Origin of the sequence: Amycolatopsis acididurans (assembly GCF_012328925.1) — a bacterium.
GTDB classification, from domain to species: Bacteria; Actinomycetota; Actinomycetes; order Mycobacteriales; family Pseudonocardiaceae; genus Amycolatopsis_E; species Amycolatopsis_E acididurans.
Window position 1 is genome coordinate 18071 of record NZ_JAAXLS010000047.1, and the last position, 25813, is coordinate 43883.

The following is a 25813-nucleotide window of genomic DNA, read 5'->3' on the forward strand; positions in this document are numbered from 1 at the left end:
AAGAGAGGCAAGGGAGCATGGCTGTCGAGAAAATCACCGTCGTCGGCGGTGGTGGGCAGATGGGAAGCGGCATCGCGCAGGTCGCGGCGAGCGCCGGGGTCACGGTCACGATCGTCGATGCCGACGAGAAGGCGTGCGAGCGAGGCCTCGGCCGGATCGAGCGGAGCCTCGCGCGGCTGGTGAAGGCCGGCAAGCTGACCGAGGACGAGAGCGCCGGCGTGCGCGGCCGCATCGCGACCACCACCGACCTCGAATCCGGCTGTGCCGAGGCGGACTACGTCATCGAGAGCGTGTCGGAGGACCTCGACCTCAAGAACGCCCTGCTCGCCCGGATCGACGCGAGTGTCCCGGCACATGCGCTCATCTCCACCAACACCTCGCAGATCGCGATCTCCAAGCTCGCGAACGCCGTCACCCGGCCCGAGCGGTTCATCGGCACGCACTGGTTCAACCCGCCGCCGCTGATGCGCCTCATCGAGGTCGTGCGGGGCGCGAAGACCTCCGACGAGACCCTGCAGGCGACGCTCGATTTGGCGAAGCAGCTGGGCAAGGAGACGATCGTCTGCAAGAAGGACACCCAGGGCTTCATCACCTCGCGGCTGATGAACCTGTGGTGCATCGAAGCGGCGCGGATCCTCGAAGAGGGCATCGCCGACGCCGACGACATCAACCGCGCCTGCGTGCTCGCGTTCAACCACGCGATGGGGCCGCTCGCCACCGCCGACATCGGTGGCCTGGAGACCGTGCTCGCCGCATCCGAGTCTCTCACGCAGAACTTCGGCGAACGGTTCCGCCCGCCGCAGGTGCTGCGCACGCTGGTGAACGCGGGTGACCTCGGAACCAAGACCGGCAAGGGTTTCAGCGACTACGGGGAGGCCCGATGAGCGACGCCGTCAGCATTTCCCGGCCGGCGGACGGGGTCGCGGTGGTCACCGTCGACTTCCCGCCCGTCAACGCGATGGGCCAGGAGGTGCTGGCCGGGCTGGAGAAGGTTTTCTCGCAGCTGCGGGACGACTCCGCGACCCGCGCGATCGTCCTGACCGGCGCCGGGGACAAGGCGTTCATGGCGGGCGGGGACATCTCGTCGTTCGAGCGATTGCTCGCCGAGGACGGCGCGATGGACCGGTTTTCGGCGTGGACCAGGGGGATCTTCGAGATCATCGAGGTGATCCCGCAGCCCCTGATCGGCGCGGTGCAGGCCCCCGCGGTCGGCGGTGGGCTGGAGATCGCGCTGCTGTGCGACCTGCTCGTGATGGATGCGAACGCGAAGGCGGGCCTCACGGAGGTCGGCATCGGGCTCATCCCTGGCGGCGGCGGCACACAGCGGCTCACCCGCCGGGTCGGGTTGTCGATCGCGACCGAGCTGATGCTCACCGGCAAGGTGATCAGGGCGCCGCAGGCACTCGAGATCGGGCTCGTGAACAAGGTGAGCGAGGCGGGCAAGGCACTCGCCGACGCGGTCGAGCTGGCGACGTCCATCGCCGCCAAGCCAGCCGTCGCGGTGCAAGCCGCCAAGCGCGCGGTGCGCGAGCCCGGCCGGGCGGACCTCGAGGCGGGCCTGGAACTGGAGCGCGCGTTGTTCCTGAAGGCGTTCGCTTCCGCGGACTGCAAGGAAGGATTCCAGGCGTTCCTGGAGAAGCGCGCTCCACAGTGGACACACTCGTGATGTTCTGATTGCGAAGGGAACCGGTGCGATGGCGCACGTCGGGCAGTGGACGTCTTTTCACCGCGACTTCCGCCCCGGCGGCGTCGCGCTCCGGTTCGGCGACGAGCAGCTTACCTGGCTCGAGCTGGACTCCCGCGTCGCGCGGCTCGCGGCCGGCCTGCGGGCGGAGGGGATCGGGCCCGGTGACCGGTTCGGGTTGCTGCTGCGCAACCATCCGTCCTTTGTGGAGCTGGTCCTCGCCGCGGCGCGTCTGGGCGCGGCGTTCGTCCCCCTGAACACGATGCTGACGCCGCCCGAGCTCTCGCACATCATCAGCCACTCCGGGCTGAGGCTGCTGGTCACCGACGCGTCGTTCTCCGAGCGCTTGAGCGCCACGACGCATTCGGTGGAGAAGGTCTTCTTCGTCGGTGCTGTGCCGGACGGCGGGCGCGGCTTCGACGAGCTGCTGTCGCACGGCGAGGCCGGCTACGACCCGGATCTCGACCCCGATGCGCCGCTCGCGATCTGTTACACCAGCGGCACGACCGGCTTGCCGAAGGGTGCTGTGCTCACGCACCGCTCGATCGAGGCCATGGCGTCCTCGTCGATCGCGGCCGGTGGCCTCGGCCCGGCGGACAGGGCGCTTCTCCCGTTGCCGCTCCCGTTCACCGGCTCGGTCATCGCGGTGGTCATGCCGATCATGAAAGCGGGCGGTACCCTCCGGATCACCGCGAAGTTCGACGCCACCGAGGTGCTTGACGCCATCGAGAAGGACCGGATCACGTTCCTCATCGGTGTGCCGACCGTGTTCGACGCGATGCTGCGCGCCCCCGGCTTCGGCGAGCGGGACCTGTCGAGTCTCCGCGAGGTGCGCATCGGCGGCGCGAACGTCCCGGCGGCGCTCGTCGAGGAGTACCTCCGCCGCGGTATCCGGCTGATGGGTGCCTACGGTCTGACCGAGGGCGGCGGGTTCTGCCTCCAGGTCCCGCGAGACCGCGTCGCGGAGAAGATCGGCTCCTCGGGCAGGCCGCTGCTGGGCCAGCAGGTGAAGGTGCTCCGCGCCGACGGCACGGAAACGGTGCCCGGGCAGGTCGGTGAGCTGGCCGTCAAGGGCGAGAACATCATGAAGGAGTACCTCGACGACCTGGCGGCCACGGCCGCCGCGATCGTCGACGGCTGGCTGCGCACGGGTGATCTCGCGGTCGCCGATGACGACGGCTTCCTGACGATCGTCGACCGGGCGAAGGACATGCTCATCTCCGGCGGCCTCAACGTGTACCCGAGCGAGATCGAGAACGTGCTCCGCCGCTACCCCGGCGTGCTCGAGGTGGCGGTGGTCGGGGTACCCGACGAGAAGTGGGGCGAGGTCCCGAAGGCGTACGTCGTCACCGACGGCACCGCGCCGGATTTCGCGCGGGTGCGGGAGTTCCTCGCCGGGTACCTGGCGAAGTACAAGCTGCCCAAGCACTTCGAGGTCGTCGAGGAACTTCCGCGCACCCTGAGCGGGAAGGTGCTCAAGCGGGAACTGCGCCGCCGGTGATCATCCGAGCCGCTCGATGATCGTCACGTTCGCCTGACCGCCGCCCTCGCACATGGTCTGCAGGCCGTAGCGGCCGCCGGTGCGCTCCAGCTCGTGCAGCATGCTCGTCATCAAGCGTGTGCCGGTGGCGCCGATCGGATGCCCGAGCGCGATGGCGCCGCCGTTGGGGTTGACACGCTCCGGGTCCGCTCCGGTCTCCTCGAGCCAGGCCAGCACGACCGGCGCGAAGGCCTCGTTGATCTCGACCACGTCGATGTCGCGAATGGACAGACCGGCGCGCTTCAGCGCGAGCTTCGTCGCGGCGATGGGCGCTGTCAGCATCAGCACGGGGTCGTCGCCGAGTACGGTCAGCTGGTGGATGCGCGCCCGCGGCGTGAGGCCGTGTTCCCGCACGGCGCTTTCCGAGGCGATCAGCATCGCCGACGAGCCGTCCGAGATCTGGCTCGACACGGCCGCGGTGATCTTGCCGCCCTCGACGAGCGTCGGCAGCTTGGCCATCGTCTCCAGGCTGGTGTCAGGCCGGGGACCTTCGTCGGCCGTCACGCCCGCGAGTGGCAGGATCTCCCGGTCGAAGTGCCCAGCTTGCTGAGCTGCGACGGCCCGCCGGTGACTCTCCAGCGCGAAGGCCTCGAGGTCGTCGCGGGTATGTCCCCACTTGTCCGCGACCAGTTCGGCGGCGCGGAACTGGGTGATCTCCTGGTCGCCGTAGCGTGCGAGCCAGCCGGTGGAGCCGCTGAACGGGTCTTTGTCGCCGAACTGCTCCCCGAGCCGGAACGCCACTCCGATCGGGTACCGGCTCATGGTCTGGACGCCGCCCGCGACGACGAGATCGGCGGTGCCGCTCATCACCGCCTGCGCCGCGAAGTGCACGGCCTGCTGCGACGAGCCGCACTGCCTGTCGAGGGTCACGCCGGGCACCGTCTCGGGGAGGCCCGCGACGAGGGCGGCCGTCCTGGCGATGTCGCCCGCGTGCGCGCCGATGTTGTCGGTGCAGCCGTAGATCACGTCGTCGATGGCAGCGGGATCCACTCCCGTCCTGTCGACGAGCGCGCGGATGACGTGCGCCCCGAGGTCCGCGGGATGCACCGCCGACAGCCCGCCGCCCTTCTTGCCGACCGGAGTGCGGACCGCGTCGACCACGAATGCCTCGGGCATCTTCGCTCCTCGTAAAGTAGACTAGCAAACAGTTGGTAGAAATCAGGATGGCACATCACCAGTCGCAGAGGGAAGCCGCAAGGAGGATGTCTTGTCCGGTAAGCATTTCCCGGTGTGCGTCGAGCGGGGATCGTCGTGATCGCGCGGACCGCGCTCGTCACGGGTGGTAGCGCGGGTATCGGCCTGGCGACGGCGGCGCGCCTGCTGGCCGACGGCTACGCCGTGGTGATCACCGGACGCGACGGGGGCAGGCTGGCGGCCGCCACCGAGTCGCTAGGAAGTCCCGCCGCGCTGTCCTGCGTCGTGCTGGACGCGCTCGACCACGATGCGACCGTGGAACGGGTGGCCGAGTTGAAGCCGGACGTCCTCGTCGCCAACGTGGGCACGGCCTTCGCCGGCGACCTCGCGCATACGTCGCTTGACGCCTGGCATCGGGTGCTCTCGACCAATGTGACGAGCGCATTCGCCGCACTGCAGGCCTGCGTGCCGCACATGAAGGAGCGGGGGTGGGGGCGGATCGTCACGGTCGGCTCGCTCGCCAGCCACCGGCCGATCCGGTTCGGCGTCGCCTACACGGCGTCGAAGCACGCGCTGTGGGGGCTGACTCGCGCGGTGGCCCTGGACCTTCGTGGCACCGGTGTGACGGCCAATCTCGTTGCGCCGGCGTTCGTGCGCACCGGCATGACCGAAGCCAACGTCGCGACGATCTCCGCCGCCAGCTCCCGGTCCGCCGCGGAGGTCGAGCAGCGGCTGGCCGGGCTGTCCGACCTCGGCCGTCTGCTCGAACCCCGGGAGGTGGCCGACGAGGTCGCGGCGTTCGTCGCCGACGGCTCGCGGTCAGGGGAGATCAGGGTCATGGGGGACAGCGCGCGGATGTCACAATGAACCAAACACTTGGATGGTGGGGCGGATATGGCGAACGTGAACGAAAAGCGGGGAACGGGCTCGAAGCGCTTGGTCTGGCCCGCGGACGAGTCGAAGGGGAAGCAGTCCCGTGGCGCGCACCGCGCCCAGCAGATCGTCGAGATCGCGCTGCGCCTGTTCCACGAGCAGGGTTACGCGAGCACATCGATGGACGATCTCGCGAACGCCGTGGGAATCCTCAAGGGCAGCCTCTACTACTATGTGGACTCCAAGGAGGACCTGCTCTTCCTCATCGTGGAGCACGTGCACGACACCGTCACGAGCCTGCTCGATCAGGCGATCTCGCGGGACGACCTGTCGCCGCTGGACCGGATTGTGGAGTTCGTCCGGCTCCAGCTGCGCTACAACGCGTCGAACATCACGGAACTGGCGGTGTACCACCACGACTGGACGCGCCTGGAAGGCGCACGCCACGACGACATCCTGCGCCGCCGCCGGGCCAACGAGGCCGCGGTGATCGATCTGATCGACCAGGCCAAGAAACTGGGCGAGGTGCCGAAGGCGATGGACAGCAGGCTGGCTGTCGCGCACACCACGGCCGTCATGGTCTGGCCCTACACCTGGTACAACCCGCGCTCCCGCACCTCGGCCGACCAGCTCGCCGACAGCGGCGCCGAGTTCGTCCGCAAGGCGCTCGCCAGCTGAGCCAGCTCGCCAACTGCCAACCAATTGGTAGAAAAGTAGAGGGCTCCCTGCTAGCGTCGGCTCAGGCCCGAGTGCGGGCACGAGCCTGAGGGAGTGAGCGGTGACGATGATGCCGGGCTTCACCAAACCGGTCCGGGTGATCTTCGGGCCGGAGCACGACGCCTTCCGTGTATCGGTCCGTGCGATGCTCGCACGCGAAGCCGCCCCGCGCGCCGAGAAGTGGCTCGCGGACGGTGTCATCGACCGCGGGTTCTGGAAGACCGCCGCTGCGCAGGGGTTCGTGGCCTTCGCGGCTCCTGCCGAGTACGGCGGACTGGGCTTGGCCGACTTCCGCTTCAACGCGATCCTCGACGAGGAGATCGTGTACGCCGGGGTCGGTACCGACGCCTTCATGATGGCCAACGACATCGTGGGCCCCTACCTCTGGGACCTCGCGAACTCCGAGCAGCGCGAGCGCTGGCTCCCCGGCGTCGTCTCCGGCGACACCGTTCTCGCGATCGCGATGTCCGAACCGGGTGCGGGCTCGGATCTCCGGGGCATGCGGACGGTCGCTCGCCGGGACGGAGACCACTACGTCCTCGATGGCTCGAAAACGTTCATCACCAACGGAATCCAGGCCGACCTGGTGATCGTCGCGGCGCAGACCCATGTCGGCGACCGGGACAGGATCAGTCTCTTCGTCGTCGAGGCCGGCGCACCGGGCTTCGGCCGCGGCCGCAGTCTGCACAAGATCGGCCGGCACGCTCAGGACACCGCGGAACTGCACTTCGACGGCGTCCGCGTGCCGCAGGAGAACGTGCTCGGCGAGGTCGGGTCGGGATTCGGCGCACTGATGCGGAACCTGCCGCAGGAGAGGCTGGCCATGGCGGTCACGGCGATTGCCGACGCGGAGCACGTGCTGGAGCGCACCGTCGACTACGCCCAGCAGCGGCGTGCTTTCGGGCAACCCATCGGCAGCTTCCAGGCGAACCGTTTCGCCATCGCGGAGATGGTCACCGAGGTCCGGATCGGACGCTCTTATGTGGACGATTGCATCATGCGCCATTGCGCCGGGCAGCTGACAGCGGCCGAGGCGGCTGGCGCGAAGTACTGGGCGACCGAACTCGAATGGCGGGTGGTCGACCGCTGCCTGCAACTGCACGGCGGCTACGGCTACATGGAGGAATACGAGATCGCGCGGCGCTGGCGGGACGCCCGGGTGCAGCGGATCTACGGCGGTACCACGGAAATCATGAAGGAGATCGTCGGCAGGTCCGTCGGTCTCTGACGCTCGGCGGCACTTCCGGCGGGTGCGTTCCTGTGAACTCCACACGACAATCAAACGGATGGTAGACAGAATGCGAGACTCTCGTTAGCGTGAGTCGCACGCTCATCGAGGAGGCGAGCGCCTCCGCGCCGTGTGAGGAGACTCGTCATGACCACCGCCGTCCCTGTCGCGCACGCCGATCGTTTCTTCATCGGCGGGAAGTGGGAAACCCCGTCGACGGACTCGACGTTCGAGGTGATCGAAGCCCCGACCGAGGAGAAGTACTTCACCGTCGCCGAAGCCCGGCGGGGCGACGTCGAGCGTGCGATCGCGGCCGCACGCACAGCCTTCGACGAGGGGCCGTGGCCTGGGCTGAGCCACGCGCAGCGGGCCGAGCACTTGAAGGCCATCGCCGCCGGTTTGATCGGGCGCTCCGAGGACATCGCGCAGATCTGGCCGCGTCAATCGGGCGCACTCTATTCGATGGCGCAGTATGCCGCCGCCGAGGCAGCGAATTTCTTCAACTACTACGCGGATCTCGCCGGCGAGTTTCCGTTCGTCGAGCCCCACAGCCCGACGGCGGGCGGTGAACTCGGTTTGCTGGTCCGCGAGCCGGTCGGCGTGGTCGGAGCGATCGTGCCGTGGAACGCGCCGATCGGCAGCATCAGCGTGAAGGTCGCGCCCGCGCTGCTCGCCGGCTGCACCGTCGTGATCAAGCCGTCGCCCGACGCCCCGGGCGAGGCGTACGTGCTGGCCGAGATCGCCGAGGCCGCCGGGCTGCCACCCGGCGTGGTCAACGTCGTGACCGCCGATCGGGAGGCCGCCGAAATCCTGGTCACCGACCCGCGCGTGGACAAGATCGCCTTCACCGGCTCCACCGCCGCCGGCCGCCGTATCGCGTCGCTCATGGGTGAACGCATCGGCCGATTCACGTTGGAACTCGGTGGCAAGTCGGCGGCGGTGATTCTCGACGACGCGGACATCGACGCCGCGGCGGCCAACCTCTCCTTCATGGAGACGCTGGTGACCGGCCAGGTCTGCTCCACCCTGACTCGCGTCGTCGTGACCCGGCGGCGTCACGACGAGGTCGTCGAGGCGCTGGTCAAGAACTTCGGGCAGGTGAAGGTCGGCGATCCGTTCGCACCGGACGTCCAGATGGGCCCGCTCGCCGGCGCGCGGCACCGCGAGCGGGTGGAGGGCTACATCGCCAAGGGGCTGGCCGAAGGTGCCGACCTCGCCACCGGTGGTCGTCGTCCCGCCGGGCTCGAGCGGGGCTTCTTCATCGAACCGACCGTTTTCGCCAACGTCGACAACTCCTCGACCATCGCCCAGCAGGAGATCTTCGGGCCGGTGCTGAGTGTTATCCCGGTCGCCGACGAGGCGGAGGCGGTGCGGGTCGCCAACGACACCATCTATGGCTTGAACGCCTCGGTTTTCACCGCCTCGGCGGACAAGGCGCTCGCGGTCGCGCGGCAGTTGCGCGCCGGAACAGTCGGGCACAACGCCTTCCGCAGCGACTTCGGCATCGCTTTCGGCGGCTTCAAGCAATCGGGTGTCGGTCGTGAGGGCGGCCGGGAAGGCGTACTGCCGTATGTCGAGCTCAAGACGGTGATCCTCGACGGCACCCCGTCGAGCTTCTAGACCGCGGATCCCCACCGCAGAGAGGCAACCATGAAGACCAGAGCGGCGCTGCTGATGCGGCAGCCAGGTGAGTACGAAATCCACGAAGTCGACCTGGATGGTCCGGGTCCCCACGAAGTCCTCGTCCGCATGGTGGCGTCGGGGCTCTGCCACTCCGACGATCACCCCGCCAAGGGCGACACGCCGATGCAGCATTTGCCGGTGTGTGGTGGGCACGAGGGTGCCGGCGTGATCGAGGCGGTGGGGCCCGGTGTGCAGGGGCTGGAGGTCGGCGACCACATCGTCACGTCCTTCATCCCGAGCTGTGGCCGGTGCGCGTTCTGTGCGCGCGGCCAGCACACGCTCTGCCAGAACGGCGCGCTGCTCATGACCGGCGCCATGCTGGACGGCACCTTCCGCATGCACCTCGACGGCACGCCGGTCGGTCAGCAGTCGGTGCTCGGCACGTTCTCGGAATTCATCACCGTGTCCCAGTGGTCGTGCGTCAAGATCGACAAGCGCTTTCCGTTGCGCGCGGCGGCTTTGCTCGGCTGCGGCGTGCCCACCGGCTGGGGATCGGCCGTCAACGGCGCCAAGGTGCGGCCCGGCGACGTCGTCATCGTGGTCGGCACCGGTGGTGTCGGCATCAACGCCGTGCAGGGGGCAGCCCACGCCGGGGCGAGGAGAGTCATTGCTGTCGACCCCCACGAGCTCAAGCGCGACACGGCACTAAAACTCGGTGCGACCGACGCGTTCGCCACCATCGGCGAAGCAACCGAACTGGCGATGTCCCTCACCAATGGTCAGGGTGCCGACTCGGCGATCGTCGCCGTCGCGGTCCTCACCGGCGAGGACGTGGCGAACGCCTTCGACGCTGTCCGCAAGGACGGCACCGTCGTCGTCACCTCGGTGTCGAGGGCGGACGCCGTGGGAATCCCGGTGAGCCTGATGATGCTCACGATGTACCAGAAGCGGATCCAGGGAGCCCTCTACGGGATGATGTCCCCGGCCGGCGACGTGCCGAAGCTGCTGGAGATGTACGAGCAGGGTCAGCTCAAGCTCGATGAGCTCATCACCGGCTCCTACACCCTCGACGAGGTCAACAAGGGATTCGCGGACATGCACGCGGGCCGCGTGATGCGCCCGATGATCGATTTCGCTTCGGCCTGACTTCCTCGCCGGGATCGGTCCACGGTGGACCCGCGAGCGAGCGCTCGCCGAACCAAGTGGCCCCCGAGTATCACCCGATGAGCGCGACGCTTGGCTGGTTCTTCCGATAGCCGATCGGGGATACCTCACCGCCCGGGTCATCCGCCGTGATCGCGGCGATATGGAGATTCCAGAGCAGTCCGACGGTTGTCCTGCCCGGCGCGAGGCCCGGCGGGCGAAGCCGTCGCGCCGGCTGGCCGCGAGGCGCCCGCATTCATGGATCCCGGTCAATGCAGTCGCGAGCCCGACATTCGCGGGTCGTCGATGGGCTCGGTCACGGTTCAAAAACTACCGACCGAATGGTAGACAAAAAGCTGTGACCCGAACTACTCTGGGGCGCACTCCACAGCTGACGTGTCAGAGGCGAAGGCGGTCGTTCAATGAAGATCGGCGCTATGGTCCCGCCCGATGGGAGGGTCATCTCCCCGGCGGAGGGTCTCCGCGTCCTGTTCGACCACGACCGATATGGCAGCCGGTCGCCGCTCTGCCGGTCTTCGCCGGTGTGACGACGAAGCTGATCCGGTCTTCACCGCCGAGCAATGTCCTATGTGGACATTCTGGCTGGCACTCCGCTGCAACCTGGGACCGGCTGTGCCCGCGAAGGGCAAGCGAAGGAAAGGAACAAAGGGCAAGTGATGGCACACCTCAAGCGCAAGCCCATGGCGATCGGTGCCATGGCTGCTGCTCTCGCCTTGACACTGGCGGCGTGCGGTTCGAGTTCGGAGGGAGCCGGGACGGCTGCAGGCCTCCCCTCCAATCCCGCCGACGCATCGCTGGCGCCGCTGCTCATCGGATACCTGAGCTCGGAGAACGATCCCGCCGCGAACTACCCGGAGGGTCGCGTCGCCGCCGAGGCGGCCGTGCAGTACATCAACACCAGCCTCGGGGGCATCGACAAGCACCCGGTCAAGTTGGACACCTGCATCGTGCAAAGCACGCCGGAGAGCGAACAGGCCTGTGCCAACCAGATGGTCGCGGACAAGGTGGTCGCGGTCCTCAATCCCTACAACTACTCCGAGGCGGTCGAGTACCCGATCTGGCAGGCCGCCGGCCTGACCTCGTTCGGTGGCGGGGTGACGCCCGCGGGCATGAACGCGCCGACCAACATCTCGTGGACGGCCGGTTCCTACCAGCTCAACAGTGCCGCCGCATACGCCGTCGTGGACAAGCTCCACGCCAAAAAGGTCGCGTTCATCTACCTCGACGCGGCCGCGATGGCTCCGGTCACGGCCGGAATGGTGGCCGGGATGGCTGCCAAGGGCGTGCAGCTCGACAAGGTGGGCGCTTCGGCCACCACGACGGACTGGATCCCCGTGATCCAGTCCGCTTTGGACAAAAAGCCGGACGCCATCATCCTCTACGCCGCACAGGCCGGCTGTATCGGCGCGATGAAGGCCTACAAGCAGCTCGGTGCCACGACACCGGTGGTGACACAGACCCTCTGCACCGACCGGTCGGTGCTGGACGCGACGAACAACGCCGCGAACGGCTGGTACGTCGTCAGTTTCGGCCCGTGGCCGGACAACCCCGGTGAGAACCAGGAAATCAAGACCTTCAACGACGCACTCACCGCGTACGCGAAGGGCGGCAAGATCAACACCGGTGGCCAGGCGCTCATGTCGTTCAGTTACATGATGACGATGTATGAGAACATCCTGAAGCCGCTCGGATTCGACGGTGCCAACTCGAAGGCGATCCTGGACAAGGCCAAGACGATCACCAGTGGCAACGCCTTCGGCAGCTCGCCGCTGTTCAAATGCGGTACCTACGCGGCGATCCCGTCGGCGTGCGGCGGTGCGGGCGAACGGCTGTACCAGTTGGAGAACGGCAAGTTCAAGGCCGTGGACGGCGGCCAGTTCATCGGCACCGATCTCGCCGCCTTCGGCGCGAACAAGCCGGCCGGCGCGTGACCGGCTGATTCACGTGGTGGGGCCGCCTGCCGGGCGGCCCCACCACCGGGCATTTCCGGATGGAGTCTCCTATGAACGCGTTCCTGGCAGGGTGCCATGTCTAGCTACTTGTTCTACCTGCTGCTGGGACTCGGGGCCGGCGCTGCCTACTCGCTCCTCGGTCTCGGCGTCGTGCTCATCTACAAGGGCTCCGGCGTCATCAACTTCGCGCACGGTGCCATCGCGATGTGGGTCGCGTACGTCTACGCGATCCTGCAATCCGACGGCGCCTACGTCTTCCCGATTCCCGGCGTCCCGCCGTTGACCATCTCCGAGACCGGCGTCAGCATGGGGCTCTCCGTCGTCATCGCGCTCGCGACGGCGGCGATCCTCGGACTGTTCCTGCACGTGGCCGTATTCCGCTGGCTGCGTGATTCGCCGCCGCTGGCCAAGGTGGTCGCGACCGTGGGTGTCATGCTCACACTGCAGGCGATCGCCGTGCTGCAGTTCGGCTCGATCCAGGTGGGCATCAGCGAAGTCGTGCCCTCGGACGCGATGAAGCTCTTCGGCCTCACCCTCCCGCGAGACCGCTTCATCCTCACCGGCATCACGATCGTCGTCGGCCTGGCCCTGGGCGCACTGTACAAGTACACCCGGTTCGGGCTCGTCACGCTGGCCTCGGCGGAGAACGAGAAAGGCGCCTCCCTGCTGGGCTACTCGCCGAACCGCATCGGTGCGGTGAACTGGGCGCTGGGGTCCGTCATCGCCGGAATGGCCGGCATCCTGCTGGCCCCCATCGTGGGGCTCAACCCGGTGAGCCTGATCTACCTGGTGATCCCGGCTCTCGCGGCGGCGCTGATCGGCCGCTTCTCGTCCATCACCGGCACGATCGTCGCCGGGCTCGTGATCGGCATGCTCGAGTCCGAGGTCGTGAAACTCAAGACCGTGCTCTCGTGGTTCCCGAAGGAAGACGTCACGCGCGTGATTCCGCTGCTGGCGATCATCGGTGCGCTCTACTTCTTCGGGGACAAACTGCCGACTCGCGCCAGCCTGGTCGAACCCCGGCTGCCGCGTTCGGCGCCGCCGCGCTCTCCGTGGCCCCTGACGCTGGGGACGGTCCTCGTCTGCCTGGTACTCGTGCTCGTGCTTCCGCCGCCTTACCGCCTCGCGGTCATCCTGTCGATGATCGCCGCGATCGTGTGCCTGTCGTTCGTGGTGCTTACGGGTTATCTCGGGCAGATCTCCCTCGCCACGATGACCATCGCGGGCATCAGCGGTTTCCTCGTGAGTCACCTGTCGACGTCCTGGCACGTGCCGTTTCCCTTCGACGGCATCCTCGGTGCGCTGGCGGCCGCGGCCGTCGGCATCGTGATCTCCTTGCCGGCCTTGCGTATCCGCGGTGTCGCGCTGGCGGTGGTGACGCTGGCGCTCGCCGTGACGGTGCAGGACTGGCTGTTCCAGACTCCGGAGTTCGTCGGCGGCGCGACCGGCGCGGAGGTCGCGGGACCGACGCTGTTCGGGATCGACTTCTCGATCAACAAGGGGGACTACCCCAACCGCTGGTTCGGGATCTTCATCCTCGTCGTGCTCGCGGTGGTGGTCCTCCTGGTCGGGAAGCTGCGGCTGCACCAGCTCGGCCGCACGATGCTCGCCGTCCGGAGCAACGAACGCGCCGCGGCGGCCACGGGCATCCGGATCACCAGGGTCAAGATTGCGGCCTTCGCCGTCGCGGCGCTGCTGGCGGGAATCGCGGGTGCGCTGACGGGCTATCAGCAGGGCAACCTGTCCATCGCGAGCTTCGACGCCTTCGTGACGATCGCGTTCCTCGCCGTGGCCTACATGGGTGGCATCTCCAACGTTCCCGGCGGCCTCATCGGCGGCCTGCTCGCCGCCGGCGGTCTCGCTTTCGTCTTCTTCCAACGCGTTTTCGGGCTGCCGGCCAGCTACGTGCCGTTGATCGGTGGGGTCGGCCTCGTGCTGGTCGTGATCATGCAGCCCGACGGCGGGTACGAAGCGATGAAGGCGCAGGCGAGCCTGTTCCGCCGCTTCTTCTCGTCGAAGAAGAAGAGCCCCGCGCCCGCTGCTGCGCGGCAGCCGGTCGCCGATGTCGCCGAGGAGAGGTTCTGGACGGAATGGCTGCCCGCGGACCGCGTCCCGGCGGACCGGCCCTTGCTCGAGGTGCGTGATCTCAGCGTGCACTACGGCGGTGTGGTCGCGGTCGACGGGCTGAACCTCGAGGTGAAACCGGGGCAGCTGGTCGGACTGATCGGCCCGAACGGCGCCGGTAAAACCTCGGTCGTCGACGCGCTTTCGGGCTTCACGGCTTCGAAGGGCGCGATCCGGCTCCTCGGGCAAGATCTGACGGGCAGGGCTCCACAGCAGCGGGCGAAATTGGGCATGGCCCGGACTTTCCAGACATCCGACGTGTTCGACGACCTGCTCGTCTCCGAGAACGTGCAGGTCAGCGACCGGCGCAAGGAGCGGAAGACGAACCGTGCGAGCCAGGAGGGCAATATCCTGGAATTGTTCGATCTCTCCGGCTACGCCGATCGCTGGCCTTCGGAACTGTCGAACGGACAGCGCCGCCGCCTCGGCGTCGCCCGCGCGGTCTGCCAGGCGCCCAAGATGCTGATCCTCGACGAGCCGGCAGCGGGACTCGACTCCCGTGAGAGCGGTGAGCTGGGCCGGCATCTGCGGCGCATCGCGGAAGCGGGCATCGGTGTCCTGCTCATCGACCATGACATGGACCTGGTCTTTCAGCACTGCGATTACGTCTACGTCCTGAACTTCGGATCGCTGTTGGCGGAAGGCGATGTCGACAGCGTCCGGAGCAACGAGCTCGTGCTCGAGGCCTACCTCGGTTCGATGGCGCACGAAGCGGGCCAAGGGGAACGTCCGGAGGTGACGGCATGAGCGCCGTCTTGCGGCTTGCAGGCATGACATCGGGCTACGGTGCCGTCGCGGCGGTCCGGGATCTCGACCTCGAGGTCGGCGAGGGTGAGGTGGTGGGCTTGCTCGGACCCAACGGGGCCGGGAAGACCACCACCTTGCTGACGATCTCCGGGCTGCTGCAGCCTTCCCGCGGGTCGATCGAGCTGCTCGGCCAGGATCTGGCCGGGCGCAGGCCGCATCGCGTCGCCCGCATGGGCGTTGGTCACGTCCCGGAGGACAAGTCGCTGTTCTACCAGCTCACGGTGCGTGACAACCTCGCGCTCGGCACCCGTACACTGCGCCGCGATCTCGACCAGGTGACGTCCTGGTTCCCCGAGCTCGCGCGGCTGCTAAACCGGAAGGCGGGTCTGCTCTCGGGTGGTGAGCAGCAGATGCTGGCCCTGGCGCGCACGCTGATCCGGCGGCCGCGCATCCTGTTGATCGACGAGATGAGCATGGGGCTGGCCCCGATCATCGTCGAGCGTCTGTTCGGGATGATCGGCGACATCCAGCGTGAAACCGGCCTGTCCGTCCTGCTGGTGGAGCAGCATGTGGCGATGGCACTCGGCGCGTGCGAACGGGTCTACGTGCTCAACCACGGCCAGTGCATGTTCGAGGGCGCGGTCCAGGTGCTGCGCAAGGATCCGGCCCTGCTGGAGGCGGCCTACCTGGGAACCTCGGCCGTCGGTCAGACGGCATAGCCGCCGGAACGTTAACGAACGAATGGTTGGTAGAGGGCCGGGAACAGTGTTAGGTTTTGGTGGGCGGAAAGACAACGAGGTGGTGCGGCTCGTGGTGCGGTACGTCGAGCTCATGGTGGAACCGGTACCGAACGACGCTGTGGAGGGTCGCCCGTGATGGCAGAGGCAGCCGCGTTCACCGGTCCGCTGACCGGTCTTCGCATCATCGAGGTGGGAGGCATCGGACCGGTCCCGGTCGCGTCGATGATGCTCGCCGACCTCGGCGCGGACGTCACGCGGATCGACAGGCCGGCCGATCCCAACGCCCTGCAGCAGAGCGACCCGGTGTTCCGCGGGCGCAAGTCCATGGTGCTGAATCTCCGCAGCAGCGACGACCTCGGCTGCGCACGTGAGCTGATCGCGGACGCGGACGTCCTGCTGGAGGGTTTCCGGCCAGGTGTGATGGAGCGCCTGGGCCTCGGTCCCGAGGAGTGCCGCAAGAGCAACCCGCGTCTGGTGTACGGCCGCATGACGGGCTGGGGACGGCAGGGCCGCCTGGCCGCCAAGGGCGGTCACGACATCAACTACATCGCGCTCACGGGAGCGCTGCACGCGGTCGGCCCGCACGAGGGCCCGCCGGTTCCGCCGCTCAACTTGTTCGGCGACTACGGCGGCGGCTCCATGATGCTGATCATGGGCGTCCTGGCCGCGCTCTTCGAGCGGTCGAACACCGGTGCAGGCAAGGTCGTCGAGGCGGCCATGGTTGACGGTGCCGCGGCCCTCATGTCGCAGGTGTATTCCGCGCTGACACGCGGCTGGTGGCAGGACGAGCGCCAGATGAACATGATCGACGGCGGCCGCCCGTTCTACGGCACGTACCGCACGCGCGACAACAAGTTCGTGGCGCTCGGCGCGATCGAGCCGCCGTTTTTCGCCGATCTGATCAAGGGGCTCGGGCTGCCGGAGGTGTACCTTGAGCACCAGCACGATCCGAACTGGTGGCCGGCCATGCGCGCCGACTTCACTCGTAAGTTCCTCGAGCGCGACCGTGACGAGTGGGCGGAGCATTTCGAGCAGTTCGACGCGTGCGTCACACCGGTGCTGTCGATGAACGAGGCATTCCTCCATCCCTACAACAGCGAGCGCGGGCTGTACCAGCGGGTCAGCGGTCAGCCGACGTCGGTGTGCCCGGTGACGTTCGATGGGGTGCGGCCGGTCGGTGCGACCGTGGTGCCGGCCACGGGCGAGCACACTCCCGCTGCGCTGCGGCGTCAGTCGGCGAAGGCCTGAGGAGAACCGGTGTCTCTCATCCTGAGTGCGGAGCAGGAGCAGTTTCGCGCATCGGTGCGGCGCTTTCTCGAGGACACGTCCCCGGAGACCGAGGTCCGGCGGCTGATGGACAGCGCGGACGGCTACGACAAGGATGTCTGGCGCGCGATGGCCGGCCGGCTCGGTCTGCAGGGCCTGGCGATCCCCGAGGAATTCGGCGGATCCGGCTTCACCTTCGTGGAGCTCGCCATCGTCCTGGAAGAGCTGGGCCGCGCGTTGACGTGCGTCCCGTACTTCTCCAGCGTTGTCCTCGCGGCGACGCTTCTGCTCGCGTCCGGTGACGAAGCGGCCAAGCGGCAGTACCTGCCGGGGATCGCGGACGGCTCGCTCCTGGCCACCGTCGCACTCGCGGAAAGTTCGGACCGGTGGGACGAGCGCGGCGTGACCCTCGCCGCGACCGCGTCCGGAGCCGGCTGGCGCCTGTCGGGCGAGAAGCGTTACGTGCTCGACGGACATATCGCCGACGTCGTCTTCGTCGCGGCGCGCACACCCGCGGGCGTCTCCCTTTTCGGCGTCGACAGGGGCGCCGCGGGGTTGAGTACCGAACTTATGTCCACTATGGACAAGACGCGCAAGCAGGCTCGGGTGCGGTTCTCGGACACCCCCGCCCGGCTCGTGGGCGCGGACGGCGAGGGGTGGCCGGTCGTGTCCAGGACGCTCGACGTCGCGGCCGTCGGCCTCGCCGCCGAACAGGCCGGGGGAGCCGCGAGGGTGCTGGAGATGTCCGTCGACTACGCCAAGGTGCGCGTCCAGTTCGGCCGGGTGATCGGCAGCTACCAGGCCATCAAGCACAAGTGCGCGGACATGCTCCTCGAGGTCGAGTCGGCCAGATCCGCCGCCTACCACGGTGCCGCCGCTGTGGCCGGGGCCTCCGCCGAGCTTCCCGTTGTGGCGAGTCTCGCCAAGGCGTATTGCTCCGAGGCGTTCACCCATGCGGCGAGCGAGAACATCCACATCCATGGCGGTGTCGGTTTCACCTGGGAACATCCGGCACACCTCTACTTCAAGAGGGCTCGGACGTCTCACGCGCTCTTCGGCGGCCCCACCTACCACCGTGAGCTGCTCGCGCGGCGTCTCGGGATCTGAAGGAGTCCGGATGAAGACGATGGAGGAGTTCCGGGCCGAAGCCCTCACCTTGCTCCGGCAGCACCTGCCGCCCAGACACGACGCGGGTTGCTCCGCCTGGGGAGCCGGTTCCGACGACGTCAGCATCTTCCCCGAACACTCGCTCGAGGAGGAGCTGGCGGGTTTGAAGCGCGCCCAGGAGTGGCAGGCGGCCAAGTTCGACAACGGCTTCGGCTGGATCACCGGACCCGTGGAGTACGGCGGGGCCGGGCTCCCACAGGAGTACGCCCGCGAGTTCGACGAACTCGAGGAGGGTTTCCTCCATCCGGAAAAGGTCTTCTTCAGCATCGGCCACGGCATGGTGGGGCCGACGTTGCTCCGCGAGGGCATACCGGAGACGAAGGACCGCTACCTTCGGGCGATCTACCGCGGCGATGTGATCTGCTGCCAGCTTTTCAGTGAGCCCGAGGCGGGCTCCGATCTCGCGTCGTTGCGGACCACCGCGGTGCGGGCGGACGGCGACTGGGTTGTCAACGGCCAGAAGATGTGGACCTCGGGCGCCCACTACAGCCACTTCGGGTTGCTGCTCGCGCGGACGAATCCCGATGCGCGCACGCACTCGGGCATCACGATGTTCCTGCTGCCGATGGACACCGCCGGCGTCGAGGCCCGTCCGCTGCGGCAGATGACCGGCGGAGCGCACTTCAACGAGGTGTTCCTCGACGATGTGCGCATCCCGGATTCGATGCGGCTCGGCCCGGTCGACGAAGGTTGGCGCGTCGCGATGGACACGCTCGCCAACGAGCGCGCTTCGATGCGCCCAGGCGGTTCGAACGCGACGTTCGGCGTGGTCTCGCACGAGCGGGTCGTCGAACTCGTCCGGCACCTGGGTCTGGCCGACGACCCGGTGGTGCGTCAGGAGGTCGCCCAGCTCTACACGACGCGCCGGGTCTTCGAGTTCAACGCCCAGCGTCTCCTGGGAAGCGACCACCCGGCCGGACCGGGAATCTGCAAGCTCCTCAACACCTTCATCGCCCGCGGCACGGCTGAGCTGGTCTCGAACGTCCTGGGCGACCGGATCGTGGCCGACTCGGGGGAGTGGGGGACGTACGCCTGGGCGGCGTACGTGCTGGGCGTGCCCGCGATGCGGTTGGGTGGTGGCACCGACGAAATCCAGCGCAACATCCTCGCCGAACGAGTGCTGGGCCTTCCGCGCGAAAGAATCTGAGAAAGTCTGTGAGAAGGGACGAGCAATGGTCGCCGAGGACCGAGCCCGGGTCATCGAGTTCCTACGGGCGAAATCGCCCGACGGGATCATCGATGTCTACGTGAACGGAAACGCTCCCGAGCTGGGTGCGAAGTGGAGCGGCGAGGGTGCACCGGCCGGACTCGACATCTTCGGCAAGACGGTGGCGCCGAAGGAGACCGTCGAGCAGCTCGTCGAGCAGATGGACCTCTGGGGAATCAAGAAGGTCCTGCTGAGCACGCCGACGACTTCGGCGGACCGCACGTACGAAGACGATCACCGTTGGGCACTCGACGTGGTCCAGAAGTACCCCGATCGGTTCGCGCTCGCGGTCCGGGCAGATCCCAACGACGGGGTGCGGGCCGTGCGAGCACTCGACTCGATGGTGCGCAACGACGGTGCACGTGCCCTGCGCATAACGCCCGTGCGGTGGGGCAAGCCCATCAACGACAAGATCTACTACCCCTTGTTGTCCAAATGCGCCGAGCTGGACATCCCGGTCACGGTCACGACGGGGATCTCCGCCCCGCGCCTGCCCAGTGAAATCCAGAACCCGATCTATTTCGACGAAGTGTGCTACTTCTTTCCCGAGCTCACCATCGTCTCGACGCACGGCGGCGAGCCGTGGCAGAACGTCCTGGTCAAGCTGATGGCCAAATGGCCGAACCTCTACCACATGATCTCGGCGTTCGTGCCGAAGTACTACCCGAGGGAAACGGTGGACTTCCTGCGCTCCTCGCGCGGCCGCGACAAGGTCATGTTCGCCACCGACTACCCTTTGGTGCAGTGGGATCGGGCGATGCTTGAGCTCGCCGACCTGGACCTGCCGGACGCGGCCTGGCGGGCCTTCCTGCACGACAACGCCGATCGCGTGTTCTGGAGAGGCGGCGAGGACTGATGGACTCCGTCGGCCGGGAGGGCCTGCTGCCCAACATCATCGCCCGCCACGCCGAGCAGCGGCCCGACCAGGTTTTCGTCGAGCACGTCGACGGCCGGGTGATCACCTACTCCCAGTTCCACGAGGACGTTCTGCGCTGGGCGACGGCGCTGCGCCGACTGGGAGTCTCGCGCGGCGACAACGTACTGAACATGCAGCCGAACGACCCGAACGCCTACCAGTCCTGGCTGGGGTTGGCGTGGCTGGGCGCGGTCGAAGTGCCACTCAACACGGCCTACCGCGGCAAGATCCTCCAGTACACCGCCGACTGGTCCGACGCGCGCGTCTGGATCGTGTCGCAGCGTTACCTCGACGCCGTGGCGGAGGTGATCGGCGACCTCCCGAAGATCGAGACCCTCGTGGTCTGGGACGCCATCGAGCCGGTGACCGGTTTCGCCCAGCGGGTGGTGACCGGCGCGGAGCTGTTCGACGGCGTCGTTCCCGCGCGGGATTTCGTGCCGCCCGACCCGTGGGACCTTTCCTGCATCGTCTGGACGTCGGGCACGACGGGCCCTTCGAAGGGCGTGATGATCCCGTGGGCGGAGATGAGCTCGACGGAGTTCCAGCGCTTCCTGCGGCCCGGGGACAAGACCTACCACTTCTGGGCGCCGTTCCACCTCGGCGGCAAGTCGATCGTGTTCATCGCGGCGGACGTGCAGGTCACGCTCGTCATGCGGGAGACGTTCAGCGCGGGGAAGTTCTGGGACGAGGTCCGCGCGTTCGGCATCACGCATTCGCTGTTCTCCGAAGCGATGGCGCAGATCCTCATGGTGGCGCCGGTCAAGGACGACGACGCGGACAACCCGTTGCGCGGCATCACCCCGTACCCGGTTTTCGCGCAGGTGCGCAAGTTCATGGAGCGCTTCGGAATCGAGTCCTGCACGACGGCGTACGGCACGACCGAGGTCGGGCAGCTTTTCCTGTACGACGAGGATTTCCCGCCCGTGCTCGAGGCCTGCGGCCGGCTTCGCGACGACTTCGAGGCCCGGATCGTCGACGCACACGACTATCCGCTGGGGCCCGGCGAGATCGGTGAGCTGCTCGTGCGCAGTAAGCACCCCTGGGTGCTGAACGCGGGCTACTACAAGATGCCGCAGAAGACCGCCGAGGCCTGGGTCAACGGCTGGTTCCACACCGGGGACGCATTCAAGTACGACGAGGACGGCAACTTCTATTTCATCGATCGGATGCGGGATTCGATTCGTCGTCGGGGCGAGAACATTTCCAGCTTCGAGGTGGAGAGCTTCGTGATCGACCACCCGGACGTGGACGAGGCCGCAGCGATCGCCGTAGCGTCCGCGCTCGGCGAGGACGACGTCAAGGTGGTCGCCGTTCGCGCGCCGGGCAGCTCACTGACGGAGGCGGAACTCCTCGACTGGCTCACGGAGAAGATGCCGCGTTACATGGTGCCGCGCTACCTCGAGTTCGTCACCGACCTTCCCAAGACGGACGCCACCATGAAGGTGCAGAAGGCCAAGTTGCGCCGCGACCCGTTGAACGACAACACCTTTGACCGGGAAACCCAGTGCATGGTGCCGGCGGTGGCCGGGACGAAGGGGAGCAACCGATGACCGAGAATTTCCGACTCTACATCGACGGGCAGTTCGTCGACGCCCAAGACGGCCGAACGTTCGACTCGATCAACCCGTACACGGGTGAGGTGTGGGCGCGGCTTGCCGACGCCGGCCCGGCTGATGTCGAGCGAGCCACGCTGGCCGCCAAGCGCGCGTTCGAACCCGGTTCGCCCTGGCGCGAGATGCCGGGGCGCGACCGTGGCCGGCTGTTGGCCAAACTGGCCGGAGCTCTGGACGAGAACGCCGGCCGGCTGGCGAGGATCGAGTCGACCGACAACGGGAAACTGCTGCGTGAAATGGCCGTGCAGACGTCGTATCTGCCGCGATGGTACGAGTATTACGGCGGCCTCGCGGACAAGATCACCGGCGAGACGATCCCCTCCGATCGTCCGAATTTCCTGCTCTACACCCAGCGCGAGCCGGCCGGTGTGGTCGGCATGTTCATCCCGTGGAACTCTCCGCTGCTGTTGCTGACCTGGAAGCTCGCCGCGGCGCTGGCGGCGGGCTGCACCGTGGTGATCAAACCGTCGGAACAGGCGGCGGCGTCGACGGCAGCGTTCGCACAGATCGTCGACGAGGTCGGGTTTCCGCCCGGTGTCCTGAACGTCATCACGGCCGACTCGATCGAGACGTCCGCGGCGCTGTCGGCCAGTCCACACCTCGACAAGATCGCCTTCACCGGATCGTCCGCGACCGGCAGCGCCATCGTGAAGTCGTCCGCCGACAACCTCACGCGCGTGATGCTGGAGCTGGGTGGCAAGTCCCCCAACATCGTGTTCGCGGACAGCGATCCGGCGGCGTCCGCCAACGGCGTGATCTCGGGCATCTTCGCCGCGGGCGGCCAAACCTGCATCGCCGGATCGCGCCTGGTGGTGGAGCGATCGATCCACGACGAGCTGGTCGACCGTCTCGCCGCGCGCGCGGCCACGATCGTGCTCGGCGACCCCATGGATCCGAAGACGGAGATGGGCCCCTTGGCGACAGCCGCGCAACTCGCCAAGGTCACCGGCATGGTCTCCGATGCCCGCGCCGACGGTGCGCAGGTGCGCACAGGCGGCAGGAAGTCCGAGCTCGGCGGCTTCTTCTACGAGCCGACGATCCTCACCGGCGTGCGCAACGACATGGTCATCGCGCAAGAAGAGGTCTTCGGTCCCGTCCTCGCCGTGATCCCGTTCGACGGCGAGGAGGAGGCGGTGGCGATCGCCAACGACTCCAAGTACGGCCTCGCCGCAGGGGTGTGGACCAGCAACATCCAGCGTGCGCACCGCGTCGCGGGCAAGCTCCGTGCGGGCACGGTCTGGGTGAACTCCTACCGGGCCGTGTCCTACACCGCGCCTTTCGGCGGCTTCGGCGCCAGCGGGTGGGGCAGGGAGAGCGGGCCGAACGCGATGGAGGAGTTTCTCGAGACCAAGACCGTGTGGATCGAGCTCACCGGTGCGACTCGAGACCCTTTCGTCATCGGCTGAACGACTTCGCTTCGGCCAGGTGGAAATCGGTCCTGGACTGGAACACCTCGGCGACGGCCAGCACGGCGTGGTCACGTCCGGCGGCGCCGGCGATCTGCATCGACAGGGGCAGCCCGGTGTTCGTGAATCCGATCGGGATGGCGACGGCGGGAACGCCCACCGCGGACCAGTACTGCGTGTGCGTGGAGCCGAAGATCCGGCCCCGGTCACCCTCGAGTAGGTCGTCCAGGGCCGGTGCACCGATCGTGGCCACGGGGCTGAGATGAAAGTCGACGTCGCGGAAGAGCGCCGTCGCCTGTTGCCATGACCGCGCGCGGATGCGTTGTGCCTGAACGTAGTCAGGGCCGGTGAAGGCGAGACCGCCGAGGAGGAACTGCCGCGTGGCGCGGCCGTAGCCGAGCCATCTCGCGCGGAGACCGTCGAGGTGGTGCGTCAGCCCCTCGCAGAGCAGGACCACCTGGTTCGCGGCCACGATGGTGGCGTAGTCCGGTAGGGGCAGCTCGACCAGCTCGGCGCCGGCCTCGGCCAGGGTCGCCAAGGCGAGGTCGAACGCCTCCACGTGGCCATCATCCGTGGCGGTGGTGACCGCGGCGAGCCGGTCGTACCCGATCCGCAGTCCGCCGAGATCGGCCAACTCGTCCGGAGCTCCACCGGGCGGTGCATCCCGGATCACGTCCAGGATCAGCCGGCAGTCGGCGGCGCTGCGTGCCATCGGCCCGACCGTGTCGAAGGACCAAGCCAGGGGTATGCACCCGGTGAGATTCACGCTTCCCCAGGTCGTCTTCAAGCCCGTGATACCGCAGAACGCGGCGGGGAGCCGCACACTTCCCCCGGTGTCTGTTCCGATCGCGCCGAGCGCGAGCCCGGCGGCGACCGCGTTCGCGCTTCCTCCGCTCGATCCGCCGGCCCAGTGATCGGGCGCCCACGGGTTGCGCGGAACAGGGAAGGGTTTGGTCAGGTCCGGGACGCCGACGGCGTACTCGGCGAGGCTGGCCTTACCGATGATGACGGCGCCGGCCGCGCGGAGCCGGGCGACCACTGTGGAATCGGCGCGGTGAAACAACTCCGGGTCCTGCGCGGAGCTCCCCGCCGTGGTCGGCCCTTCGCGGGTGCTGAGCAGATCCTTGATCGCGATCGGGATGCCGTGCAATGGACCTTGGTCGGTGCCGGCGGACAGCTCGACGTCCGCGGCCGACGCGGCGGCGAGGGCTTCGTCGTCGAACCTGGTGATGAAGGCGCCGAGCGCGTGATCGAACTTCTCGGCGCGGGCGAGCGCACGCTCGACGATGGCGACGCTGGTGGTTTCTCCCGCGCGCAGTGCCGCGGCGGCCTCGGTGATCGTGCCCGGCCCGGTCACCGCGAGTCCTCCCGGGTGGGCGTCGGCAGGAGAGGGGGCGGCAGTTCGGCACCGGAATGGAGCGGCGCGGCCATGGCGCGCGCGGACGTGAGCCAGGCCGCGATCTCGGCGATCTCGTCCTCCTGCACGGTCAGTCCGGCGGCGCTCAACAGACTGCGAACGTCGGCTGTCACGCGCCGAACTCCTGCCTGAGCGGTTCGTTGTGCTCGCCGAGCGAGGGCACGGGCAGCATCAGCGCTTCGGTGCCGTGTAGTGAGACCGGGGGGAGCAGTGCCCGGACCCGGCCACCGGGGGCGTCCACCGTGCGCCAGCGGTCGCGTGCCCGCAGCTGCGGGTGGTCGAAGAGGTCGGCCGGCTGGTGCAGGCGGGCGTTGGCGATGCCGGTTTTCTCCAACAGGTCCACGACTTCGGTGACTGTCTTGCCCGCGAAGGCGCGTTCGATGGATTCGGTGATCAGCCGGTTGTGCTCGACGCGCTCGGGATTGTGGATGAAGCGCGCGTCCCCGACCATCGAAGGATCGCCGATCACCTCCCTGCACAGCACTTCCCACTCGCGGTCGCTCTGCACGGCGAGGAAGACCTGCTCGCCATCACCACAGCGGTAGGGGCCATAGGGTGCGAGGGTGCCGTGCCGTGTACCGGTGCGCTGCCAGGGCTTCCCGCCGTACGACGAGTAGTAGGCCGGCTGCATCATCCATTCACCGACCGCGTCGATCATCGCGATGTCAAGGGAGCTGCCGCTTCCGGTGCGCTCCCGCCGGTAGAGTGCGGTGAGGATGCCGCTGTAGGCGTACATACCCGTCGCGATGTCCGCGACCGAGGCGCCGACCTTCGCCGGTGCCTCGGGGGAACCCGTTGCCGCGATCAGGCCGGTCTCCGCCTGGATGAGTGCGTCGTAGGCCTTCTTGTCGCGGTAGGGACCGTGGTCGCCGTAGCCGGAGATCGACACGTGAATGAGGTCGGGGTGCTTCGCGCGCACCGTTGCGGCGTCGAGGCCGATGCGCGCCATCGCGCCGGGAATCAGGTTCTGCACCAGCACATCCGCGCCGGCGATCATGTTGTCGAGCACCGTGCGGTCGGCAGAGTTCTTGATGTCGAGCTCGATGCTCTCCTTGCCGCGATTGAGCCAGACGAAGTAGCTGGCCTGCCCGAGGACAGTCCGGTCGTAACCGCGGGCGAAGTCGCCGGCCCCGGGTCGCTCCACCTTGATCACGCGTGCGCCGAGATCGGCGAGTTGACGGGTCGCGAACGGAGCGGCCACCGCCTGCTCGAGGGAGACGACGGTGATTCCATGCAAAGGTGGCGTGCCCACTGTTGGCCTTTCCTGCGTTACGTGAGCCGGTTCGGTGATCCGC

General features: G+C 67.8%; 21 protein-coding genes. 17 read left to right on the top strand and 4 right to left on the bottom strand.

All coding sequences use genetic code 11. The annotated features are described in order from the left end of the window. The first annotated feature begins 17 nt into the window (after window positions 1-17). The 3 genes from HFP15_RS34815 to HFP15_RS34825 are packed head-to-tail and all read left to right on the top strand — an operon-like array spanning window position 18 to window position 3185. Entirely contained in the window at window positions 18-884 is an 867-nt protein-coding gene (locus tag HFP15_RS34815; protein WP_168521496.1) for a 3-hydroxyacyl-CoA dehydrogenase family protein, read from the top strand. After that, window positions 881-1666 carry an enoyl-CoA hydratase/isomerase family protein gene (locus HFP15_RS34820; RefSeq protein ID WP_168521498.1) on the top strand — a complete coding sequence of 262 codons (786 nt, stop codon included), beginning with the start codon at window positions 881-883 and terminating at the stop codon, window positions 1664-1666. The genes HFP15_RS34815 and HFP15_RS34820 overlap by 4 nt, the downstream gene beginning before the upstream one ends. Before the next feature lie 28 nt (window positions 1667-1694). Continuing rightward, window positions 1695-3185 carry a class I adenylate-forming enzyme family protein gene (locus HFP15_RS34825; protein WP_168521500.1) on the top strand — a complete coding sequence of 497 codons (1491 nt, stop codon included), beginning with the start codon at window positions 1695-1697 and terminating at the stop codon, window positions 3183-3185. On the opposite strand, the gene HFP15_RS34830 is transcribed toward HFP15_RS34825, so the two are convergent. After that, complete coding sequence (locus HFP15_RS34830) at window positions 3186-4340, bottom strand: acetyl-CoA C-acetyltransferase (RefSeq protein WP_168521502.1); 1155 nt, start codon at window positions 4338-4340, stop codon at window positions 3186-3188. It abuts the gene before it with no gap. Between the two features lie 114 nt (window positions 4341-4454). Here HFP15_RS34830 and HFP15_RS34835 point away from each other — a divergent pair, with 114 nt between their 5' ends. From HFP15_RS34835 to HFP15_RS34900, 14 genes are all read left to right on the top strand, one after another. Further along, window positions 4455-5225 carry an SDR family NAD(P)-dependent oxidoreductase gene (locus tag HFP15_RS34835; protein WP_168521504.1) on the top strand — a complete coding sequence of 257 codons (771 nt, stop codon included), beginning with the start codon at window positions 4455-4457 and terminating at the stop codon, window positions 5223-5225. 27 nt (window positions 5226-5252) lie between these two features. Then, the gene (locus HFP15_RS34840; RefSeq protein WP_168521506.1) at window positions 5253-5909 is read left to right on the top strand and encodes a TetR/AcrR family transcriptional regulator; all 657 of its coding nucleotides are present in this window, start codon (window positions 5253-5255) and stop codon (window positions 5907-5909) included. A 106-nt stretch (window positions 5910-6015) separates the two neighbouring features. Next, window positions 6016-7176: an acyl-CoA dehydrogenase family protein gene (locus HFP15_RS34845; protein WP_246272319.1), complete on the top strand. Its 1161-nt coding sequence runs from the start codon at window positions 6016-6018 to the stop codon at window positions 7174-7176. Between the two features lie 147 nt (window positions 7177-7323). Next, window positions 7324-8796, top strand: a complete 1473-nt coding sequence (locus HFP15_RS34850) for an aldehyde dehydrogenase (RefSeq protein WP_168521508.1) — start codon at window positions 7324-7326, stop codon at window positions 8794-8796. Window positions 8797-8826: 30 nt separating this feature from the next. Beyond that, window positions 8827-9945 (top strand): NDMA-dependent alcohol dehydrogenase, encoded by a 1119-nt coding sequence (locus HFP15_RS34855; RefSeq protein ID WP_168521510.1) that lies wholly within the window; start codon window positions 8827-8829, stop codon window positions 9943-9945. 674 nt (window positions 9946-10619) lie between these two features. Continuing rightward, entirely contained in the window at window positions 10620-11894 is a 1275-nt protein-coding gene (locus tag HFP15_RS34860; RefSeq protein ID WP_168521512.1) for an ABC transporter substrate-binding protein, read from the top strand. A gap of 96 nt (window positions 11895-11990) precedes the next feature. Continuing rightward, window positions 11991-14786 carry a branched-chain amino acid ABC transporter permease/ATP-binding protein gene (locus HFP15_RS34865; protein ID WP_168521514.1) on the top strand — a complete coding sequence of 932 codons (2796 nt, stop codon included), beginning with the start codon at window positions 11991-11993 and terminating at the stop codon, window positions 14784-14786. Further along, the gene (locus HFP15_RS34870) at window positions 14783-15505 is read left to right on the top strand and encodes an ABC transporter ATP-binding protein (RefSeq protein ID WP_168521515.1); all 723 of its coding nucleotides are present in this window, start codon (window positions 14783-14785) and stop codon (window positions 15503-15505) included. The genes HFP15_RS34865 and HFP15_RS34870 overlap by 4 nt, the downstream gene beginning before the upstream one ends. A 156-nt stretch (window positions 15506-15661) precedes the next feature. Next, window positions 15662-16774 (top strand): CaiB/BaiF CoA transferase family protein, encoded by a 1113-nt coding sequence (locus HFP15_RS34875; protein WP_168521517.1) that lies wholly within the window; start codon window positions 15662-15664, stop codon window positions 16772-16774. 9 nt (window positions 16775-16783) lie between these two features. Continuing rightward, complete coding sequence (locus HFP15_RS34880) at window positions 16784-17899, top strand: acyl-CoA dehydrogenase family protein (protein ID WP_168521519.1); 1116 nt, start codon at window positions 16784-16786, stop codon at window positions 17897-17899. A 10-nt stretch (window positions 17900-17909) separates the two neighbouring features. Then, window positions 17910-19106: an acyl-CoA dehydrogenase family protein gene (locus tag HFP15_RS34885; protein ID WP_168521521.1), complete on the top strand. Its 1197-nt coding sequence runs from the start codon at window positions 17910-17912 to the stop codon at window positions 19104-19106. A gap of 25 nt (window positions 19107-19131) precedes the next feature. Further along, on the top strand, window positions 19132-20022 hold the full coding sequence (locus HFP15_RS34890; protein ID WP_168521523.1) for an amidohydrolase family protein: 891 nt from the start codon (window positions 19132-19134) through the stop codon (window positions 20020-20022). Continuing rightward, complete coding sequence (locus HFP15_RS34895) at window positions 20022-21632, top strand: AMP-binding protein (RefSeq protein WP_168521525.1); 1611 nt, start codon at window positions 20022-20024, stop codon at window positions 21630-21632. Before HFP15_RS34890 ends, HFP15_RS34895 begins: the two co-directional genes overlap by 1 nt. Further along, complete coding sequence (locus HFP15_RS34900; RefSeq protein ID WP_168521527.1) at window positions 21629-23101, top strand: aldehyde dehydrogenase; 1473 nt, start codon at window positions 21629-21631, stop codon at window positions 23099-23101. The genes HFP15_RS34895 and HFP15_RS34900 overlap by 4 nt, the downstream gene beginning before the upstream one ends. Here HFP15_RS34900 and HFP15_RS34905 read toward each other — a convergent pair. The 3 genes from HFP15_RS34905 to HFP15_RS34915 are packed head-to-tail and all read right to left on the bottom strand — an operon-like array spanning window position 23091 to window position 25770. Then, the gene (locus HFP15_RS34905) at window positions 23091-24458 is read right to left on the bottom strand and encodes an amidase (RefSeq protein WP_168521529.1); all 1368 of its coding nucleotides are present in this window, start codon (window positions 24456-24458) and stop codon (window positions 23091-23093) included. The two genes, HFP15_RS34900 and HFP15_RS34905, sit on opposite strands and share 11 nt — an antisense overlap. After that, complete coding sequence (locus HFP15_RS43145) at window positions 24455-24631, bottom strand: hypothetical protein (protein ID WP_168521531.1); 177 nt, start codon at window positions 24629-24631, stop codon at window positions 24455-24457. The genes HFP15_RS34905 and HFP15_RS43145 overlap by 4 nt, the downstream gene beginning before the upstream one ends. After that, complete coding sequence (locus tag HFP15_RS34915; protein ID WP_312871899.1) at window positions 24628-25770, bottom strand: CaiB/BaiF CoA transferase family protein; 1143 nt, start codon at window positions 25768-25770, stop codon at window positions 24628-24630. The genes HFP15_RS43145 and HFP15_RS34915 overlap by 4 nt, the downstream gene beginning before the upstream one ends. Window positions 25771-25813 lie beyond the last annotated feature (43 nt).

Coding starts and splice junctions, on each gene's coding strand:
- HFP15_RS34815 (WP_168521496.1), top strand. CDS start 18: ATGGCTGTCGAGAAAATCACCGTCGTCGGCGGTGGTGGGCAGATGGGA.
- HFP15_RS34820 (WP_168521498.1), top strand. CDS start 881: ATGAGCGACGCCGTCAGCATTTCCCGGCCGGCGGACGGGGTCGCGGTG.
- HFP15_RS34825 (WP_168521500.1), top strand. CDS start 1,695: ATGGCGCACGTCGGGCAGTGGACGTCTTTTCACCGCGACTTCCGCCCC.
- HFP15_RS34830 (WP_168521502.1), bottom strand. CDS start 4,340: ATGCCCGAGGCATTCGTGGTCGACGCGGTCCGCACTCCGGTCGGCAAG.
- HFP15_RS34840 (WP_168521506.1), top strand. CDS start 5,253: ATGGCGAACGTGAACGAAAAGCGGGGAACGGGCTCGAAGCGCTTGGTC.
- HFP15_RS34845 (WP_246272319.1), top strand. CDS start 6,016: ATGATGCCGGGCTTCACCAAACCGGTCCGGGTGATCTTCGGGCCGGAG.
- HFP15_RS34850 (WP_168521508.1), top strand. CDS start 7,324: ATGACCACCGCCGTCCCTGTCGCGCACGCCGATCGTTTCTTCATCGGC.
- HFP15_RS34855 (WP_168521510.1), top strand. CDS start 8,827: ATGAAGACCAGAGCGGCGCTGCTGATGCGGCAGCCAGGTGAGTACGAA.
- HFP15_RS34860 (WP_168521512.1), top strand. CDS start 10,620: ATGGCACACCTCAAGCGCAAGCCCATGGCGATCGGTGCCATGGCTGCT.
- HFP15_RS34865 (WP_168521514.1), top strand. CDS start 11,991: ATGTCTAGCTACTTGTTCTACCTGCTGCTGGGACTCGGGGCCGGCGCT.
- HFP15_RS34870 (WP_168521515.1), top strand. CDS start 14,783: ATGAGCGCCGTCTTGCGGCTTGCAGGCATGACATCGGGCTACGGTGCC.
- HFP15_RS34875 (WP_168521517.1), top strand. CDS start 15,662: ATGGCAGAGGCAGCCGCGTTCACCGGTCCGCTGACCGGTCTTCGCATC.
- HFP15_RS34885 (WP_168521521.1), top strand. CDS start 17,910: ATGAAGACGATGGAGGAGTTCCGGGCCGAAGCCCTCACCTTGCTCCGG.
- HFP15_RS34890 (WP_168521523.1), top strand. CDS start 19,132: ATGGTCGCCGAGGACCGAGCCCGGGTCATCGAGTTCCTACGGGCGAAA.
- HFP15_RS34895 (WP_168521525.1), top strand. CDS start 20,022: ATGGACTCCGTCGGCCGGGAGGGCCTGCTGCCCAACATCATCGCCCGC.
- HFP15_RS34900 (WP_168521527.1), top strand. CDS start 21,629: ATGACCGAGAATTTCCGACTCTACATCGACGGGCAGTTCGTCGACGCC.